13 protein-coding genes and 2 pseudogenes are annotated in these 18,058 nt (G+C 64.8%); 7 read left to right on the forward strand and 8 right to left on the reverse strand.

All coding sequences use genetic code 11. The features are described 5' to 3' along the window. Nucleotides 1-11 precede the first annotated feature (11 nt). The 4 genes from fdhE to fdnG all read right to left on the reverse strand — a co-directional run bounded on the left by fdhE (nucleotide 12) and on the right by fdnG (nucleotide 5,705). Nucleotides 12-944 (reverse strand): formate dehydrogenase accessory protein FdhE, encoded by a 933-nt coding sequence (gene fdhE, locus AB4Y42_RS21220; protein WP_368695244.1) that lies wholly within the window; start codon nucleotides 942-944, stop codon nucleotides 12-14. A gap of 127 nt (nucleotides 945-1,071) precedes the next feature. Continuing rightward, nucleotides 1,072-1,698, reverse strand: a complete 627-nt coding sequence (locus tag AB4Y42_RS21225; protein WP_368689764.1) for a formate dehydrogenase subunit gamma — start codon at nucleotides 1,696-1,698, stop codon at nucleotides 1,072-1,074. Continuing rightward, the gene (gene fdxH / locus AB4Y42_RS21230; protein WP_368689763.1) at nucleotides 1,685-2,620 is read right to left on the reverse strand and encodes a formate dehydrogenase subunit beta; all 936 of its coding nucleotides are present in this window, start codon (nucleotides 2,618-2,620) and stop codon (nucleotides 1,685-1,687) included. The genes AB4Y42_RS21225 and fdxH overlap by 14 nt, the downstream gene beginning before the upstream one ends. A gap of 13 nt (nucleotides 2,621-2,633) precedes the next feature. Beyond that, nucleotides 2,634-5,705 (reverse strand): formate dehydrogenase-N subunit alpha, encoded by a 3,072-nt coding sequence (gene fdnG, locus AB4Y42_RS21235; RefSeq protein WP_368695245.1) that lies wholly within the window; start codon nucleotides 5,703-5,705, stop codon nucleotides 2,634-2,636. 195 nt (nucleotides 5,706-5,900) lie between these two features. On the opposite strand from fdnG, the gene AB4Y42_RS21240 reads away from it, so the two are divergent. Together AB4Y42_RS21240 and AB4Y42_RS21245 are read left to right on the forward strand one after the other, a co-directional pair. After that, nucleotides 5,901-7,310: a YihY/virulence factor BrkB family protein gene (locus AB4Y42_RS21240; protein WP_368695246.1), complete on the forward strand. Its 1,410-nt coding sequence runs from the start codon at nucleotides 5,901-5,903 to the stop codon at nucleotides 7,308-7,310. Nucleotides 7,311-7,530: 220 nt separating this feature from the next. Continuing rightward, nucleotides 7,531-8,709: a porin gene (locus AB4Y42_RS21245; RefSeq protein ID WP_368689760.1), complete on the forward strand. Its 1,179-nt coding sequence runs from the start codon at nucleotides 7,531-7,533 to the stop codon at nucleotides 8,707-8,709. A gap of 230 nt (nucleotides 8,710-8,939) precedes the next feature. Here the strand turns inward: AB4Y42_RS21245 and AB4Y42_RS21250 are convergent, their stop codons facing one another. The 3 genes and pseudogenes from AB4Y42_RS21250 to AB4Y42_RS21260 all read right to left on the reverse strand — a co-directional run bounded on the left by AB4Y42_RS21250 (nucleotide 8,940) and on the right by AB4Y42_RS21260 (nucleotide 11,815). Further along, nucleotides 8,940-9,839 (reverse strand): LysR substrate-binding domain-containing protein, encoded by a 900-nt coding sequence (locus AB4Y42_RS21250; RefSeq protein WP_368689759.1) that lies wholly within the window; start codon nucleotides 9,837-9,839, stop codon nucleotides 8,940-8,942. Between the two features lie 245 nt (nucleotides 9,840-10,084). Then, entirely contained in the window at nucleotides 10,085-10,534 is a 450-nt protein-coding gene (locus AB4Y42_RS21255; RefSeq protein ID WP_368689758.1) for an HU family DNA-binding protein, read from the reverse strand. A 323-nt stretch (nucleotides 10,535-10,857) separates the two neighbouring features. Beyond that, nucleotides 10,858-11,815: pseudogene (locus tag AB4Y42_RS21260) on the reverse strand (PLP-dependent aminotransferase family protein). Between the two features lie 191 nt (nucleotides 11,816-12,006). Between AB4Y42_RS21260 and AB4Y42_RS21265 the strand changes: the two are divergent. The 5 genes and pseudogenes from AB4Y42_RS21265 to AB4Y42_RS21285 all read left to right on the forward strand — a co-directional run bounded on the left by AB4Y42_RS21265 (nucleotide 12,007) and on the right by AB4Y42_RS21285 (nucleotide 16,739). Next, nucleotides 12,007-12,440, forward strand: a pseudogene (locus AB4Y42_RS21265) (carboxymuconolactone decarboxylase family protein). Nucleotides 12,441-12,667: 227 nt separating this feature from the next. Beyond that, a complete protein-coding gene (locus AB4Y42_RS21270; protein WP_368689756.1) occupies nucleotides 12,668-13,351 on the forward strand; it encodes a DJ-1/PfpI family protein in 684 nt (227 codons plus the stop codon). A 172-nt stretch (nucleotides 13,352-13,523) separates the two neighbouring features. Further along, the gene (locus tag AB4Y42_RS21275; RefSeq protein WP_368695323.1) at nucleotides 13,524-13,856 is read left to right on the forward strand and encodes a DUF4148 domain-containing protein; all 333 of its coding nucleotides are present in this window, start codon (nucleotides 13,524-13,526) and stop codon (nucleotides 13,854-13,856) included. Between the two features lie 292 nt (nucleotides 13,857-14,148). Then, nucleotides 14,149-15,645 (forward strand): DASS family sodium-coupled anion symporter, encoded by a 1,497-nt coding sequence (locus tag AB4Y42_RS21280; RefSeq protein ID WP_368695247.1) that lies wholly within the window; start codon nucleotides 14,149-14,151, stop codon nucleotides 15,643-15,645. A 41-nt stretch (nucleotides 15,646-15,686) separates the two neighbouring features. Then, nucleotides 15,687-16,739: an Ldh family oxidoreductase gene (locus AB4Y42_RS21285; RefSeq protein ID WP_368689754.1), complete on the forward strand. Its 1,053-nt coding sequence runs from the start codon at nucleotides 15,687-15,689 to the stop codon at nucleotides 16,737-16,739. A gap of 83 nt (nucleotides 16,740-16,822) precedes the next feature. Here the strand turns inward: AB4Y42_RS21285 and AB4Y42_RS21290 are convergent, their stop codons facing one another. Further along, entirely contained in the window at nucleotides 16,823-17,995 is a 1,173-nt protein-coding gene (locus AB4Y42_RS21290) for a 4-hydroxybenzoate 3-monooxygenase (RefSeq protein ID WP_368695248.1), read from the reverse strand. Nucleotides 17,996-18,058 lie beyond the last annotated feature (63 nt).

The following is an 18,058-nucleotide window of genomic DNA, read 5'->3' on the forward strand; positions in this document are numbered from 1 at the left end:
TGCGCGGCTCCTTACTGGTCGCCAGGCACTTCGGGCCATAGCAACGGATTCGGGCTCGCGCGACGGTAGCCCGCATCGCTCATCAGCAGATCGAGCGTGAGGCTCGCCAGGTCGTCGGCCAGCGGCTCGAAGTCGAGATCCTTCTCCTGATAGCCGATCTTGCGGTAGGTGTGGCATTCGTCGCACGATTCGGCCTTGAGTGCAGCATTGCCGCCTTCGATGCCGTGATACGCAATGCCCTTGGTCGAATCGCAGTGCGTGCACTTCACGCGCACCACGTGAGCCTCGGTCCCGCACAGGCCGCATTGCGCAAACCGGTAGCCCTGATACACGCCGCCGATGCGCACGATGCTGGCAACGGGCGGCGATCCGCACACGGGGCACGCGCCCGGTGCGTCGACATAGGGCACGTCGCGCACGTCGATGCGGCTCGCGAGGTCGGTCCACACCACCTGCAGCGCGGCCATGATGAACGGCGCGGTGGCGGGTGCGACTTCGGTATAGCGCTGGGCGAGAACCGCATCGGCCTGGGCGTCGAGTTGCGTATCGGTCATGGCGCGCAGCTCGCCCAGCACGTTCGCGAGCGCAGGCGCGACCGCCCCTGCGGCTTCGACCCGATCGGCGAGACGCAAGAGCACGGCGCGCCACTGCGGGTCGCGCTCGCCCGAAAGCGCCGGCAGAATCGGCATGGAGTGATGCTGCGCGTTCGCAATGGCTTCGCGCGAGGGCATGGACGCGCTGCAATGTTCGAGGGCCTCCTGCTGCGCGTCGACGAGCGCCGCCATGAGCCGCACGTAGCCGCCAATGGGGTTGTGGTCCGCGAGATGGCGCAGGCGCACGGCGCGCGTGCTGAAAAAGGCGACGCGTTCGGGCAGACGGATGCGCGGAATGGCCGAAGGATCGAGCGATTCGATTTGCTGCGGGTCGAGAATGCGTTGCGTCACGACGGGTCGGCTCCAGAACGGCTTCACAAAGAAAAAACCGCCGTGCCCTCGCGGGCGCCGGCGGTTTGCCGCTCGCGCCGCCACTGCCCTGGCCAAACGGCGCGGCAGGCGGCGCGCAGCCTGTGCGTTACTTGATGCTCTCGCGGAACCAGCGCGGATGATGCTTTCTCGCCCAGCCCCAGGTGACATAACCGCGCGTCATCGCGCCGATCGAGCCCTTCACCCATATCGCTGCATAAATATGAATGATGATTCCGCAGATCAGCACGAATGCCGCTACCGCATGCACCAACGCTGAGAGCCGGATAATTTCGATCGGAAAGTAGACCGAAAAATATCGCCGCCAGATCACGATGCCGCTCAAGAGCAACAGCACGAGGCAAACCACCATCACAAAGAATAACAGCTTCTGGCCCGCATTGTAGCGGCCGATCTCGGGCAGCCTGTCTTCGCGGTTGTTCAGCACGTCGTCCATCTGTTTCATCCACTGGATGTCGTCTTTGTCCAGATAGTTGTGATGCCAGAAGCGCAGCGCAAGAATCAGGAACGAGACGAACATCACCACGCCGATGAACGGGTGCAGAATGCGCGTCCACTGGCCGCCGCCGAGCACCGCGTACAGAAACGCCATGGCCGGGTGAAACATCGCGAGGCCCGAGAGCGCGAGCAGGATGAAACAGATTGCGGTGATCCAGTGGTTGCTGCGCTCGTTGGGCGTGTAGCGCTCGATCAGTTGCGGTTCATCGTCTTTCATCGCCGCGCTCCTCGGGGGGTTCGCCACGCATGCGCCGCGCCTCTTCGCGCGCAGCGGCTTCGTCTTCAGCCGTCACTTCGTTCGGGCCTACCCGCGTGTAATGGAAGAAACCGGCCAGTGCGGTGAGCGCCATGATGGCGAGCCCGATCGGCTTGGCCACGCCCTTCCAGATCCGCACCATCGGGCTGATGTGCGGATCCTGGGGCAGTCCGGCATAGAGCGACGGCCGGTCCGCATGATGCAGCACGTACATCACGTGCGTACCGCTCACGCCCGGCGGGTCATAAAGCCCGGCGTTCTCGAAGCCGCGCTCCTTGAGATCCACGATGCGCTCGGCCGCGTGCTGCTTCATGTCTTCCTTGGTGCCGAAGACGATCGCACCGGTCGGGCAGGTCTTCACGCATGCAGGCTCCTGCCCCACGGCCACGCGGTCCGAACAGAGCGTGCATTTATAGACGCGGCGTTCGCTCGACATGCGAGGAATATTGAACGGACAGCCGGTAATGCAATTGCCGCAGCCGATGCAGTTTTCCTGGTGGAAGTCGACGATGCCGTTCGTATACTGCACGATCGCGCCCGGCGCGGGACACGCCTTCAAACAGCCGGGGTCCTCGCAATGCATGCAGCCGTCCTTGCGGATCAGCCATTCGAGGTTGCCCTGCGAGTTCTCGTACTCGGTGAAGCGCATCACGGTCCACGAGTGCTCGGTTAGATCGTGCGGATTGTCGTAGACGCCCGTATTGACACCGATTTCGTCACGCAGATCGTTCCACTCCATGCACGCGGTCTGACACGCCTTGCAGCCGATGCATTTGGAAACGTCGATGAGCTTCGCGACCGTGCCCGTCACCGGCTCGCGCACGCCGGGCGGCTCCGAGGTGGTCGCGGAGAGGCGTTTGACGTCAAGTGATTGCCATGCCATGTCGTCGCCTCCCCTATGCCTTTTCGACCTTCACGAGGAACGACTTGAACTCGGGCGTCTGCGAATTGCCGTCGCCCACGGGCGGCGTGAGCGTATTCGTCAGATAGCCCGGGTGCGTGAGTCCCTTGAAGCCCCAGTGCAGCGGTACGCCAACCTGATGCACGGTCTTGCCCTCGATGGTCAGCGGCTTGATGCGCTTGGTGACCACCGCCACAGCGACCAGGTAGCCGCGATTGCTGGACACCTTCACGCGCTCGCCCGCCACCACGCCCACCTCCTTCGCGAGCGCCTCGCCGATCTCGACGAACTGCTGCGGCTGAATGATCGCGTTCAGCCGGGCGTGTTTCGTCCAGAAGTGGAAGTGCTCGGTAAGCCGGTACGTGGTCGCCACATGCGGGAACTGCTGCGCGGTGCCAAACGTCTTGCGGTCGTCGGGGAACACGCGCGCCGCCGGATTGCTCGTGGCGAGCGGGTTGTTCGGGTGGAACGGGTTATAGCCGAGCGGATTCTCGAACGGTTCGTAATGCTCAGGGAATGGACCTTCGTTCATGCCGTCGCGGGCGAAGAAACGCGCCACGCCCTCGGGGTTCATGATGAACGGCCCCATGCCCTGATCGGGCGCTTCGTCGACCTTGTAGTCGGGTATGTCCGCGCCCGCCCATGCGCTGCCGTTCCAGGCGATCAGCTTGCGGGTGGGATCGAAGGGCTTGCCCGCCACGTCGCACGAGGCACGGTTGTACAGCACGCGCCGGTTCGCCGGCCACGCCCAGGCCCAGTTGAGCGTCTGCCCGATACCCGTGGGGTCGTCGTTGTCGCGCCGGCCCATCTGGTTGCCCGCCTGGGTCCACGCGCCGCAGAAGATCCAGCAGCCGCTCGCGGTGGTGCCGTCGTCCTTCAGCTGCGCGAAGGCCGCGAGCTGCTCGCCCTTCTTCACGAGCACCTTGGTGGGATCTTTCGCGTCGGTCAGGTCGGCGAGAGCCTTCCCGTTGTACTCCCTCGCCAGTTCTTCCGGCGTGGGGCTCGCGGGATCCGAATACGGCCAGTCGAGCTTGACGATCGGATCGGGCAGCTTGCCGCCGTCCTTCTGATACGCGGCGCGGATGCGCAGGAACAGGCCCGACATGATCTCGAGGTCGCTCTTCGCCTCGCCCGGCGGCTCCGCGCCCTTCCAGTGCCACTGCAGCACGCGGCTCGAACTCACGAGCGAGCCGTTTTCTTCCGCAAAGCACGTAGTGGGCAAACGGAACACTTCGGTTTGAATCGACGCCGTATCGACATCGTTATAGTCGCCGTACTTCTTCCAGAACTCGGCCGTCTCGATGGCGAGCGGGTCCATGATCACGAGCCACTTGAGCTTGCTGAGCGCCGAGACGGTCTTGGCCTTGTTCGGGGAGGACGCCATGACGTTGAAGCCCTGGCAGATATAGCCGTTGACCTTGCCCTGATTCATCAGCTCGATGGTCTGCAGCAGGTCGTACGGCTTGTCGAGCTTGGGCAGCCAGTCGTAGCCCCAGTTGTTGTCCTTCGTGGCCGCATTGCCCCACCACGACTTCATGAAGCTCACGAAGAACGCGCCGTAATGCTGCCAGTAGCTGAGCTGGTTCGGCCGCATGGGCTGCGACGCGCGCTTCTTGATGTAGTCGTCGTAGTCCTGCTCCGCTTCGAACGGCAGCGTCATGTAGCCCGTGAGCAGGTTCGACATGAGCCCGAGGTCGGTCAGCCCCTGGATGTTCGAGTGACCGCGCAGCGCGTTCATGCCGCCGCCCGCAATGCCGATGTTGCCCAGCAGGAGCTGCACCATCGCGCCGGTGCGGATATTCTGCGAGCCGATCGAGTGATGGGTCCAGCCGAGCGCATACATGATCGTGGCCGCGCGGCCCGGCACGGCCGTGCTCGCCAGCATTTCGCACACCTTGAGGAATTTGTCCTTCGGCGTGCCGCACACTTTCTCGACCATCTCGGGCGTGTAGCGCGAGTAATGCTGCTTGAGCATCTGGTACACGCAGCGCGGATTCTGCAGCGTGTCGTCGGTCTTCACGAAGCCGTCGTCGCCGAGCTCGTAGTTCCACGACGACTTGTCCGGGTACGCATGCTTCTGCGCATCGTAGCCCGAGAAAATGCCGTCGTTGAACGCGAAGTCTTCGCGCACGATGAACGGGAAGTCCGTGAAGTTCTTCACGTACTCGTGCTGGATCTTGTCGTTGGTGAGCAGGTAGTTGATCACCGCGCCGAGGAAGGCGACGTCCGTGCCGGTTCGGATCGGCGCGTAGAAGTCCGCGACCGATGCCGTGCGCGTGAAGCGCGGATCCACCACGATGAGCCGCGCGCCTCGGTGCGCCTTCGCCTCCGTGACCCACTTGAAGCCGCACGGGTGCGCCTCGGCCGCATTGCCGCCCATCACCAGAATCACGTCCGCATTGCGAATGTCGACCCAATGGTTCGTCATCGCTCCACGGCCAAACGTCGGGGCAAGACCTGCCACCGTCGGGCCGTGTCAGACACGCGCCTGGTTGTCGAACGCGAGCAGGCCCATGCTGCGGGCCACTTTGTGCGTGAGATAGCCGACTTCGTTGCTGCCTGCCGATGCGGCCAGCATGCCCGTGGTCAACCAGCGGTTCACGGTCTTGCCGTCGGCGGTTTTCTCGACGAAGTTCGCGTCGCGATCTTCCTTCATCAGTTTCGCGATCCGGTCGAGCGCCTCATCCCACGAAATGCGTTTCCACTCGTTCGAGCCGGCCGCCCGGTACTCGGGGTACTTGAGGCGGCTCTCGCTATGAATGAAATCGATCAGGCTCGCGCCCTTCGGGCACAGCGTGCCGCGATTGACGGGGTGATCGGGATCACCCTCGATATGGATGATGCTCGTCGTAGCATTCTTCGCGCCATCGCCGAGACCGTACATGAGGATCCCGCAACCAACCGAGCAGTACGGGCAGGTATTGCGGGTTTCAGTGGTGCGCGCCAGTTTGTATTGTCGGACCTCGGCAAGCGCGTTGTCGGGCGCGAAACCCATCAACGCGAGGCTGGAACCCGCCAGCGACGTTGCCGTGACCTTGAGGAACTGACGCCGGGACATCTGCAGCATGATTCGTCCTCGGCTTGGTTGTGGGTTTTTTCAGTATAAGACGTTTTGGGAGACGGATCGCGCTGGATGCTCGCGAGCGTTACACGCGTGCAGCGCGAGTTCGCCCGGGAACCACGCTTGCTAATATTGAATGGCGAAAGAGCCATCTTTGTGACGAAAACGAACCACTGAAGCACCACCGCGGGGCACTCCGTCATGTCAACGCTTTCCACCGAACGACTGCAGTCCGCCGCACGCAAGGAAGCGTCGTGGGTGGTGGGCGCGTTGCGCCAGTTCATCGCCAATCGCTGCCCGTCGCTCGCGGCGAGCATCGCGTTCTATTCGGCGTTTTCGCTCGCGCCGACGCTCGTGATGGTGATTGCCGTGGCGGGCTGGTTCTACGGCGTCGATGCCGCGCGCGGCGAACTTTTCCGCCAGGTCCACAACGTGCTCGGCGACGACGCGGCCGCGGGCATCACCACCATCGTGCAGAACGCGCACCGGGCGGGCGGCAAGGGCGGCGTCGCGGCGATCATTTCGCTCGCCCTGCTCGTGATCGGCGCGTCCGCAACCTTTTCCTCGCTCAATTCCGCGCTGAACATCGTCTGGCCGCCGGACGGGCAGCGGCCCTCCAGCGTGATGGCTCTCGTGCGCGTGCGGCTCATTTCGTTCAGCCTCGTGCTGGGCGTCGCGTTCCTGCTGATCGTCTCGCTCGTGCTCGACACGGCCATTACATTCGTCGGTCAGTGGCTCTGGGGCGATTCTCCTTATGTGATCATCGGCAACCTGATGCAGCTTGGCGTGGGGCTCGTGGTGCTGGCCGTCGCGTTCGGCGCCCTGCTGCGCTTCCTGCCCGACGCCAGGGTGCGCTGGCGCGACGCGATGGTGGGCGGCATCGTCGCGGCGGTGCTGTTCTCGGCGGGCAAGAAGCTGTTCGCGCTCTATCTCGCGCACGCGGGCATGGCGACGGCCTTCGGCGCCGCCGGCTCGCTCGCGGTGCTGCTCATGTGGCTCTATTTTTCAGCGGCGGTGCTCCTGCTCGGCGCGGAATTCTCGGCCGCGCGCGGGCGCATGCACGACCCGCGCGGCGCGTGGGGTTTCCTTGAGGAAACACCGCCCGGCAGCCGCGCCAAGCTGGCCTCGGTGCTCGCCGCCTCCACCATCGTCGCGCGGCACGACACGAAGCGTGCGGACCGCCCCGCCGCTGCGACGGCGCCGTCGGCCGTGCCGATCGGAAACGGCGGCGCAACCGCTGCGGCAATGCCTGCGGCCCTGGCGGCGGCCGTTTCGGCAGACAAATCGACACGATCGGAAACGCCGCTCAGCGCAATCGGGCGCGCGAGCGCGCACGGCGGCGCGTTCGGAAGGCTGAAATCGGGGCTGCAGATCCGCCGCTCGGTCGTGCGCATGGAGGACAACGCCACCTACGCGGCCGCACTCACGCTGGTCCACGCGGGCCGCACGGTCGCCGCCGCCGACCGCTACGTGAAGCGCCACCCGTGGGGTTCGGTCCTGTTCGTCGCGAGCGCGGCGCTCGCCATGACGGCCGTCGGCAGGCGCCGGCATCCCAACGCCGCCGGGCCAATTGAGGCCGCCACCAAAGGTCGCAGTAAGGCGAAAAAATAACGGTTGTTTACGGAACTTTTATCAAAAACAACAATAATGCTCGATCAACAATCCAATATTCCTTAAAACGGCATAATCGACGGAGGCCCCGTCTGACAAGGGGTTCTGGCCGGTGTCAGGTTTTCGCGACAATCTTTATTTTTTCATTTCAGGTCGCCTGGCCTGCTGCGTTATTCTCCAACGCGCAACAACTACACAATTTCTGCGTGGAGAAAACAGAATGAAACGAGTCGCTCTCTCGACCCTCTCGCTGGCCCTCTTGGCCGCAGCTGGCACCGCGCACGCTCAGAACAGCGTGACCCTCTATGGTGTGATCGACGAATCGATCCAGTTCGCGCACAACACCGGCCCGGTCGGCGGCGCAGCAGGGAACAAGAATTTCTGGGGCCTCGCTGGCGGCAACCTGTCGGGCAACCGCTGGGGCCTGAAGGGCACGGAAGATCTGGGCGGCGGCATGAAGGCGATTTTCCAATTGGAAAACGGCTTTGACATCAACACCGGCAAGCTCGGCCAAGGCAGCAAGATGTTCGGCCGTCAAGCCTATGTTGGCCTGACGCACGAACAGTTCGGTACGGTCACGCTCGGCCGCCAGTACGACCCGCTGGTCGACATGGTCCAGCCGCTGACCGCCGACAACTACTTCGGCAGCACGTTCACGACGCCGGGTGACGTCGACAACAACGACAACAGCTCGCGTACGAACAGCGCCATCAAGTACGTCTCGCCGAACATCCAGGGCTTCCAGTTCGAAGGCATGTACGCGCTGGGCGGCGTGGCTGGCGCAACGGGCTCGGGTCAGAGCTGGGGCGCAGCGGCTACGTACGGCATCGGCTCGTTCAACATTGCCGGCGGCTACTTCCGCATGGACAACTCGGCGTCGGCAGTTGCCCGCACCGGCTGGTCGTCGACCGCAACGTCGGACTCGATGTTCGGCGACAACCAGATCACCGCTGGCTACAACACGGCGAGTTCGGTCGGTATCGCTTCGATTGCAGCGCAATACGTCGCTGGTCCGTTCACGTTCAGCGGCCGTTACAGCAACGTTCAGATGCGTCGCGACAGCGCTTCGTTGTTCGCTTCGAACCAGCGTTTCAACGTCGCGGGCGGCTTCGTCGGCTACCAGCTGAACCCGGCCCTGTTGCTCGGCCTCGGCTACACCTGGACGCACGGCGCTGGCGACACGTCGAACACGTACAACCAGGTTTCGCTTGGCGCGGACTACAACCTGTCGAAGCGAACCGACCTGTACGCTGTTGCGGCTTACCAGCACGCCAACGGCACGCAGCGCAACGCGGACGGCACGACGACGACGGCTGGCGCAGCAATCGGCTCGTACAGCTTCAACTCGTCGTCGAGCTCGCAGGAAATCGTCAGCCTGGGCATCCGCCACAAGTTCTAAGCAACGCTTCATTCCGGGCCTCGGCCCGGCGCCGGAACTGGCTGACGAGCCATTCCGGCGCAGCGAGCAAGACCACGCAGCTAAAAACGACACGCTGCACAAACCAGCCTCGGGCGCAAGCCCTGGCTGGTTTTTTTATGCCCGCGGGGTTTTAGAAGCGATCCTCCAGGGCGTGTTCGCGCACAGCCGCGCCTTGCGCCGTTTACACGCCATTTACACGGACGAAAGGTTCAGCGCAGCCGCGCCAGCGCGGCGGCGGCGTGCCACACGAACGCGTCGCCCAGCGCCGTCGCTGCGCGCTGCGTGCCGCGCACGACATGGAGCGCGCCCGACAGCGTGGGCGTGAAGCGCTTCACGCTCACCCGCACGCTCGCATGCTGGGCGGTCAGCGCGTCGACGAGCGCGATGCCCATCCCCGCTTCCACCATCGCCACGACCGATTGCGCGAGCGCCGCTTCGACGCCGGGCTCGCACGCCACCCCGCATTCGGCAAAGTGCCGGTCGATGGACAGACGCGCCTCGCTCGCCGCGGCAAACGAAATGAAACGTTCGCCCGCGCAGTCTTGTGCATGAATCACGCGTTTGCGCGCGAGCCGGTGTCCGCGCGGCACGATGCAGCGCAGCGGCCATTCGCCCAGATACTCGAGACGCGCGCCAGGATGCGCGACGGCTTGCGCGACGAAGCCGAGATCGCAGCGTTGCGCCGCCACGCGCTCGGCAATATCCGCGGCTTCGCCAGTCAGCAGTTCGAAATCGACACCTTCGTGCTCGCTCGCAAACGCGGCGGCCACGCGCGGCAGGAAGTCGGCGCAAAGATCGGCTGAAGCCGCAACGCGCACGATGCCGCGCCGTTGCGCGCGAATCTGCGCGGCCGCCTGGGCCACGCGCTCGAAGCCGAAGAACGCGCGCTCGACTTCGTCTTGCAGCGTCTGGGCCTCGACGGTCGGCAGCAAACGCCCCTGGCGCCGCTCGAAAAGTGCGAACCCCATCTTTGCTTCGAAGTCGGCAAGCAAACGGCTCACCGCGGGCTGCGAAACGCCGAGCGCCTGTGCCGCGCGCGTGACGGTGCGCCACTGCATCAACGCGCGAAACGCTTCCACCTGGCGCAAACTGAGGTCGGCTGTCTGCATAACACTGTGTTATGAATATTCGAATTAATGGGTCCACGGCATCGTTTACATACGATGCAGATGACGATTATTCCTGAATGATTGGGACATGATACCGGATGTCTGCCATAACATAAGGACATAGCATGGCAGCGCCCGTGCGCATTGCACGCACCAAATGAAAAATCCCCGCGGGCTCGACGCCTACGGGGATTTTTTGGTACTGACGGGAAGCCGCTACCCGAAGGCCGCGGCTTCAAGCGCAATCAGGCTGCTGCTGCGTCCTTCAGCTTCTTCAGGGCGCGCGCCTTGATGCGGACCGATGCGGGCTTCGCCGGGAACCAGCGCTCTTCACCCGTGAACGGATCCTTGCCGAAGCGCTTCTTCTTCGCCGGCACGGCCTGGACGACGATCTTCAGAAGGCCCGACAGCGTGAATTCGCCAGCGCCCTTCTTGTGGACCGAACCGAGGATCGTGTCTTCCAGCGCGGCGAGCACGGCCTTGGCAGCCTTCGGCTCGACGCCTGCACGTTCAGCGACGTGGGTAGCCAGCGAGGCCTTCGTGAAGGTGTCCTTGATCGGCGACGGTGCGCCGGACGCCTTCACGGCGACCTTCTTAGCTGCGGCCGTCTTGGTGGCGGGCGCTTTCTTTGCGGCAACCTTCTTGGCCGGGGCAGCTGCCTTTTTTGCGGCCACTTTCTTTGCGGAAGTCGGCATGTTTCTCCTACCAGTGTTGGTCAGTGAATCGAAGAAGCACTGCGGAATGCACGTGCTTCAACGGCGGATTCTACATACGCGCAAGCGTTTTGCGTGAAGCTTTTGCATTGTCGTTACGATTTTGTTGCGCGGCGCTGACTCCCGATCACATTTTGACGCCTGTTTACAGGGGTAAACGTGCACCTGGCGCAGCCGGATCACTGACGGACGACACGCTTCGGTCGGCGCGGCGTACGGCGCGTTCGTCAGGAAAGCGCCATACGTATGGCGTTTTTGCACGATTTCGGCTGCCGCGCCGGTGTCGCCGCGACGCCAGGATGCAGTCAAAGCGTGGGCAGCAGCGTGGCGAGCGACGTCAGCGCGGCGTCGATACGCTCTGCGTCGACCCCACCGTAACCGAACAGAAAACCGCTCTGCACAGGTGCTTCGAGATGAAACGGCGCGAGCGGATGCAGCCCGATCGACGCGCGGCGCGCGGCCTGCGCCACCGCTGCGGCGTCGAGCGGCGCGACGAGCCGCGCCGCCAGGTGCAACCCCGCCGTGTTCGGTTCGACGGCTTCGAGCCACGGCGCGAGCGGTCCGCGCAGATGCGCGAGCAGCACGTCGCGGCGCTGCGCGTACATCTGATGCATGCGCCGCAAATAACGCGCGAAATGGCCGTTGAGCATGAAGTCGGCGAGCGCCGTCTGCGTGAGCACGCAGCCGTGGGCGTCGCCGATCTGCCGTGCGCGGGCGAGCGGCGCGGCCAGCGCGGCAGGCGGCACCATGTAGCCCACGCGCAGTTCGGGGAAGATGGTCTTCGAAAACGTGCCGACGTAGGCCACGAAGCCGGCGTTGTCGAGGCTCTTGAGCGGCTCCATCGAGCGGCCCTCGAAGCGGTATTCACAGTCGTAGTCGTCTTCGATCACGAGCGCGCCGCACGCCTGCGCCCATTCGAGCAGTGCGACGCGCCGCTCGAGACTCAGCGGCATGCCGAGCGGGAACTGGTGTGAGGGCGTCACGTACACGAGCCGCGCCGACTTCGGCAGCCGCGCGACGACGAGCCCGTCGCGATCCACCGGCACCGGCACGACCTTCGCGCCCGAGATAGCCTTCGGCGAGCAGGCGTTCGAAGACGTCGAGCGTGGTCTTGCGCGAAACGCCGAGCTGCAAGGCGAGATCGCGCGTGGACGGCAGGCGGGTGCCGCCGGCCAGCCGGCCATCGACGATGCTGTCGCGTAGCTGGCGATAGATCTGGCCCGCGAGGTCGCGGCGGCCCGACACGGTGACGTGGAGTTCCATGATGATGCTGCAGGTGGCGCTCGACGAGGGTGAAAGTGGTCACCCGAAATATTGCCAGAATGGCTATGTGAACGCGCCAGCGCAACGCCTAAAGTGCCCCTGTGGTGACGCAATTCGCAAGTCCAACGCATCGTTGTCAGCCTCGCTGTCGACGACTGCGCCACGACATTCAACTCGACAGGTGAACGCTCATGCAAGCACGTCTGGATTTCTACAAGGCCAATCCGGAAAACACGAAGGCCATGATTGCGCTCGAAGAGCGCGCGAGCAAAAGCTCGATCGAAAAGCCCCTCGCGGAACTGGTGCGCCTGCGCGCTTCGCAGATCAACGGCTGTATTGCGTGGACATGCACACCGCGGATGCGCGCAAAGTCGGCGAAACCGATCGCCGGCTCGCCACGGTATCGGTGTGGCGCGAAACGCCGTTCTTCACCGAGCGCGAACGTGCGGCGCTCGAATGGACCGAATCGGTCACGCTGCTCGCGCAAACGCACGTGCCCGACGAAGTGTGGGAACGCGTGAAGCCGCATTTCAGTGATCAGGAGATAGCCGACCTCACGCTGCTGATCATCGCGATCAACGGCTGGAACCGCATCGCGGTGACGTTCCGCAAGCTGCCGGCCTGAGTTCGAAGCAGCAAACGCGCCGCGTTCAGCTGCCGCAAATTAAGCGGCGGCTGAACGCGGCGCAGGTACCGGTCACCGAGTGCTTCCCGATTGCGGCTCGCGCGCCGCTGGCAGTTTTTGCGCGGTTTTTGGCATGGTTGTGGACCGGGGCGAGATTAGAGTGATTTCCGCATCATCGGCACACCGTCGACCCTTTTCGACCGTCCAACCTTGACCGGGAACACTACATGGCACTGCAGATCGGATTTCTCGCATTTCCCAACGTTCAACAGCTCGACCTGACCGGTCCGTACGACGTGCTCGCCTCGATGCCGGACAGCCGGGCGCGGCTCATCTGGAAGACGCGCGATCCGGTGCGCTCGAGCACCGGCCTCATGCTCACGCCCGACACGACCTTCGAGGACTGCCCGGCGCTCGACGTGATCTGCGTGCCGGGCGGCAGCGGCGTCTCCCAGCTGATTCCCGACGACGAGACGCTCGCGTTCCTGCGCCGCCAGGCGAGCACGGCGCGCTACGTCACCTCGGTTTGCACGGGTGCGCTCGTACTCGGCGCGGCCGGGCTGCTGCGCGGCCGCCGCGCGACCACGCACTGGGCCTTCCACGAACTGCTGGAGCCGCTCGGCACGCTGCCCGTGAAAGCGCGCGTGGTGCGCGACGGGAACCTGCTGACCGGCGGCGGCATCACCGCGGGTATCGATTTCGCATTGACGCTAGCCGCCGAGCTGATCGGCGACGAAGCCGCCCAGGCGCTCCAGCTCGAACTCGAGTACGCGCCCGCGCCGCCGTTCGATGCGGGCGATCCCGCCAGCGCGCCGCGCGCGATCGTGGAAAGGTTGCGCGCGCAGACAGCCGCGTCGCTCGCCGCACGCGCACGCATAGTCGCGGCAGCGGCCGCGAAGCTCGGCGCCTGAACGCCCGATGAGGCCGCCGGGCTTAGCCGCCGCGGTTGCCGGCAAGCCAGGGTCAGCGCTTGCTACCGTCTTTGGTGGGGATCGATTACATTGAGGGACGGGCGCGCCGCAGCCGTTGGCGCCCATCCTCCCAGCCCTGGGCAAGTCGTTCAAATCAACATTAGGGGAATCAATGCGCTCCACCACCAGCAAGCTGACTCTCGCCGCGGCTACCGCCGCATTCCTGATCGGCGTTGCCGCGCCGGCGTTCGCTCAAACGGAAGCCAGCGCACCCGCCGCCGCCGCGGCCTCGCAACCGCTCACGAAGGAACAGAAAGCACAGGCCAAGGCTCAAGCCAAAGCGCAGCGCAAGGCCGAGCGCAAGCAGGCTCGCGCGAAGAACAATGCCGAGTTGAAGAAGCTGGAAGACGCGGGCTACAAGCCGGCGCTGAACGACCCGAACTATCCGCAGAACCTGCAGGACGCACAGAAGAAAGCTAACGCTGCGGTTGGCGCCAGCCAATAATTCGCGTCAGCGGCCGTTTTAACCGGCTGTTTTGCCGGTTAAAACGCCTTCACCCTCAACTCGCCCGCATCACCCGCAGCATGCTGCAACGCTGCGCTTCCCCGCCTTCACGCTCGCGCGCTCCCGCTGTACACACTAAACGCTTCATCAGTCGAATGGCAGTACCATCCGCGAAGCGAATGCGCTGACTCGTTCGCAAGCCGCCACACCGCCGCTTTTCGACGCGGTATGCGCTCTGCCAGAAGCGACACGCGAGCCATGCCGCGTGCATGCCCAACATGGAGTCATCGCCATGAATGCACCCCAGCCAGCCGCCAATGCGAGCGCCGCGCCGCAGAAAAAGGGCATACCCGTGGGCCTGATCGCGGGCGTGATCGCGCTCGTCGTCGTGCTGCTGCTGCCCCTGCCCGATAGCCTCCCGCCGGCCGGCCAGCGCATGCTCGCCATCCTCGCGTTCGCCGTGGTCGTGTGGCTCACCGAAGCCGTATCGTACGAAGCGAGCGCCATCATCATCACCTCGCTCATGGCGTTTCTCGTGGGCACCGCGCCCACCATCGAAAACCCCGCTGTCGATTACGGCACCAACAAAGCCATCAGCATGGCGCTCGCGGGCTTCTCCAATTCCGCGCTCGCGCTCGTGGCCGGCGCCCTCTTCATCTCCGCGGCGATGACCGTCACCGGGCTCGACCGGCGCATTGCGCTCGTCACGCTCTCGCTGATCGGCACCACCACGCGGCGCATCCTGATCGGCGCGGTCGCCGTGACCATCGTGCTCTCGCTCGTGGTGCCGAGCGCTACCGCGCGCAGCGCCTGCGTCGTGCCGATCATGGTGGGCGTGATCTCGGCGTTCGGCGTGGACAAGCGCTCGAACATCGCGGCGGGCATCATGATCGTGGTCGCGCAAGCGACGAGCATCTGGAACGTCGGCATCCAGACCGCCGCCGCACAGAATCTGCTGACCGTGGGCTTCATGGACAAGATGCTCGGCGCACGTGTCACGTGGCTCGACTGGCTCATTGCGGGCGCGCCCTGGGCGATCGTGATGTCGGCGGCGCTGCTCTTCATCGTGCTGAAGATGCTGCCGCCCGAAGCCGACGCCATCGCGGGCGGCAAGGAAGCCGTCGAAGCCTCGCTGCGCGAACTCGGCCCCATGACGGGCCCGCAAAAACGCCTGCTCGGGGTGTCCATCGGCCTGCTGCTGTTCTGGGCGACCGAAGGCAAGCTGCACCCGTTCGACACCACCTCGGTCACTTACGTGGGGCTCGTGCTGCTGCTGTTGCCGCGCTTTGGCGTGATGGACTGGAAGACCGTGCAAAGCCGCATTCCGTGGGGCACGGTGATCGTGTTCGGCGTGGGCATCAGCCTTGGCACGGCGCTGCTCACGACGAAGGCGGGCCAATGGCTCGGCGACCTCGTCGCGCATCACACGGGGCTCGACACCGCCACCCCGTTCATGGCTTTCGCGATTCTCTCGGCCTTCCTCATCCTCATCCACCTCGGATTTGCGAGCGCAACGGCGCTCGCCTCCGCGATGCTGCCGATTCTCGTGTCGGTGCTGCAGTCCATGCAGGGCGACTTCAACCGGCTCGGTCTCACCATGCTGCTTGGCTACGTCGTGAGCTTCGGCTTCATCCTGCCGATCAACGCGCCGCAAAACATGGTGTGCCTCGCCACCGAAACGTTCACGGCGAAGCAGTTCGCGCGCGCGGGCATCGTGCTGACCATCGTCGGCTACGTGTTGCTGCTGCTGTTCGCCGCGACGTGGTGGCGCTGGCTGGGCTGGATCTGAACGCTGCACCCGAATGCTGCACGGTTAGCAAGGAGCCGCTCATGGAAGTCAAGATCGACGACGCACACCGCTTCGCCACGGCCGTGCTCACGAACGTCTCGGTGCCCGAAGACATCGCCGCCGACGTGGCCGACCATCTGATCGAATCCGACCGCGTGGGCTACGCAAGCCACGGCCTGTCGATCCTGCCGAACTACAAGCGCGTGCTGGCCGCGGGTTTCGTCACCGCCGACGGCCGCGCCGAGCGTGTCGTCGACCGCGGCAGCCTGATCGGCTATGACGGCCACAGCGGCTTCGGCCAGCACGTCGGCAAGGTCGTGATGGAAGACGCGATCGCTCGCGCGCGCGAACATGGCCAGTGCATCGTGACGCTGCGCCATAGCCATCACCTGGGGCGCATGGGCCACTACGGCGAAATGGTCGCGGCGCAGGGCTACGTGCTGCTCGCCTTCACCAACGTGGTGAATCGCGCGCCGACCGTCGCGCCGTTCGGCGGGCGCGAGCCCCGGCTCACGACCAACCCGCTGTGCTTCGCGGGTCCGCTGCCGGGCGGGCGGCCGCCCTTCGTCGTGGATATCGCCACGAGCGCCATCGCCGTGAACAAGGCGCGCGTGCTCGCCGAAAACGGCCTGCCGGCACCCGACGGCTCGGTGATCGACGCGAACGGCCAGCCGAGCACCGACCCCAACGTGCTGTTCGCCGACCCGCCCGGCGCGCTGCTGCCGTTCGGTCTGCACAAGGGCTATGCGCTCGGCCTCGTGGCGGAACTGCTCGCGGGCGTGCTCTCGGGCGGCGGCACGATCCATCCGGACAACCCGCGCAATGGCGTGGCGACCAACAATCTGTTCGCGCTGGTGCTCGATCCGCAGGTGGATTTCAACACGACGTGGCGCTCGCAGGAGGTCGAATCGTTCCTCGACTATCTGCTCAGCTGCCCGCCGCAGGATCCGGCGCAGCCGGTCCAGTACCCCGGCCAGTACGAAGCGGAAAATCGTGCGCGGCACATGCAGACGATCACGCTGCCCGACTCCGTGAGAAAGCCTTTCGCCGATATCGCCAACGAACTGGCCATCGCGCCGCTCACGGCGATTTGAGGCTGTCCAACGCGACGCGGTAAACATAAAGGCCGCGCGAGCCCTTTGGGACTCGCGCGGCCGTTTCATGCGTTGCGCTTACCTCACACGGCAACCGCGCCCACGTAGTTTTCGGCCATCGCCGTCGCGGCGGCGCGCGACGTGGTGACGTGCTCCAGTTCCGCAACCTGCAGGCGCTGCTCGAACGGCGTGGCGTCGTCGAGGCGGTGCATCATGCGCGTCATCCAGTACGAGAAGTGCTCGGCGCGCCAGATGCGGCGCAGCGCCGTTTCGCTGTAGCCGTCGAGCAGATCGGTGCGGCCTTCCTGGTAGAACGCCACCAGCGCCGCGGTCAGCACGCGCACGTCCGCCACCGCGAGATTGAGGCCCTTCGCGCCGGTCGGCGGCACGATGTGCGCCGCGTCGCCCGCGAGAAAGAGGCGGCCGTGCTGCATCGTGGTCGTAACGAAGCTGCGCATGCCCACGATGTTTTTCTGGAAGATCTTGCCTTCCAGCACCTGGTGACCTTCGCGCGAATCGACGCGCGCGTGCAGCTCGGCCCAGATGCGATCGTCGGACCAGTTGTCGACGTTGTCCTTCGGATCGCACTGGAAATACATGCGCTGCACGTTCGGCGAGCGCGTGCTGACGAGCGCGAAGCCGCGCTCGTGCCGCGCGTAGATCAGCTCGTCGGAGGTGGGTGGCGCCTCGACGAGAATGCCGAACCAGCCGAAGGGGAACACGCGCTCGTAGTCCTGGCGCAACGCCGCCGGAATCGAGGCGCGCGATACGCCGTGGAAACCGTCGCAGCCGATCACGTAGTCGCAGTGCAGCTCGTGCGCCTCGCCTTCGTGCATGAAGCGGATCGACGGCGTGCTGGTGTCGACGCCGTGAATCGACGTGTCCGAGACATTGAAGAAGAGCTTGCCGTCCGCGGCCACGCGCGCGGCCACGAGGTCCTTGAGCACTTCGTGTTGCGCGTAGACGGTGATGGCTTTGCCCGTGAGGCCCGTGAGATCGATGCGCCGGCGCTTGCCTTCGAACGCGAGTTCGAAGCCGTGATGCAGCGCGCCTTCGGCCTGCATGCGGGCGCCGACGCCCGCTTCGGTGAGCACATCCATCGTGCCTTGCTCGAGTACGCCGGCGCGAATGGTCGATTCGATCTGCTCGCGGCCACGCAGCTCGAGCACGACCGAGTCGATGCCACGCAAATGCAGAAGATGGGAAAGAAGCAGGCCCGCGGGCCCGGCGCCGATGATACCAACCTGAGTGCGCATGAGATGTCTCCTGATGCGGCGTTGCTTGAATTGATTTTTCGCAAGTTTCGCCGCTGCACCCGT

Source organism: Paraburkholderia sp. EG286B, assembly GCF_040965655.1.
Lineage (GTDB): Bacteria > Pseudomonadota > Gammaproteobacteria > Burkholderiales > Burkholderiaceae > Paraburkholderia.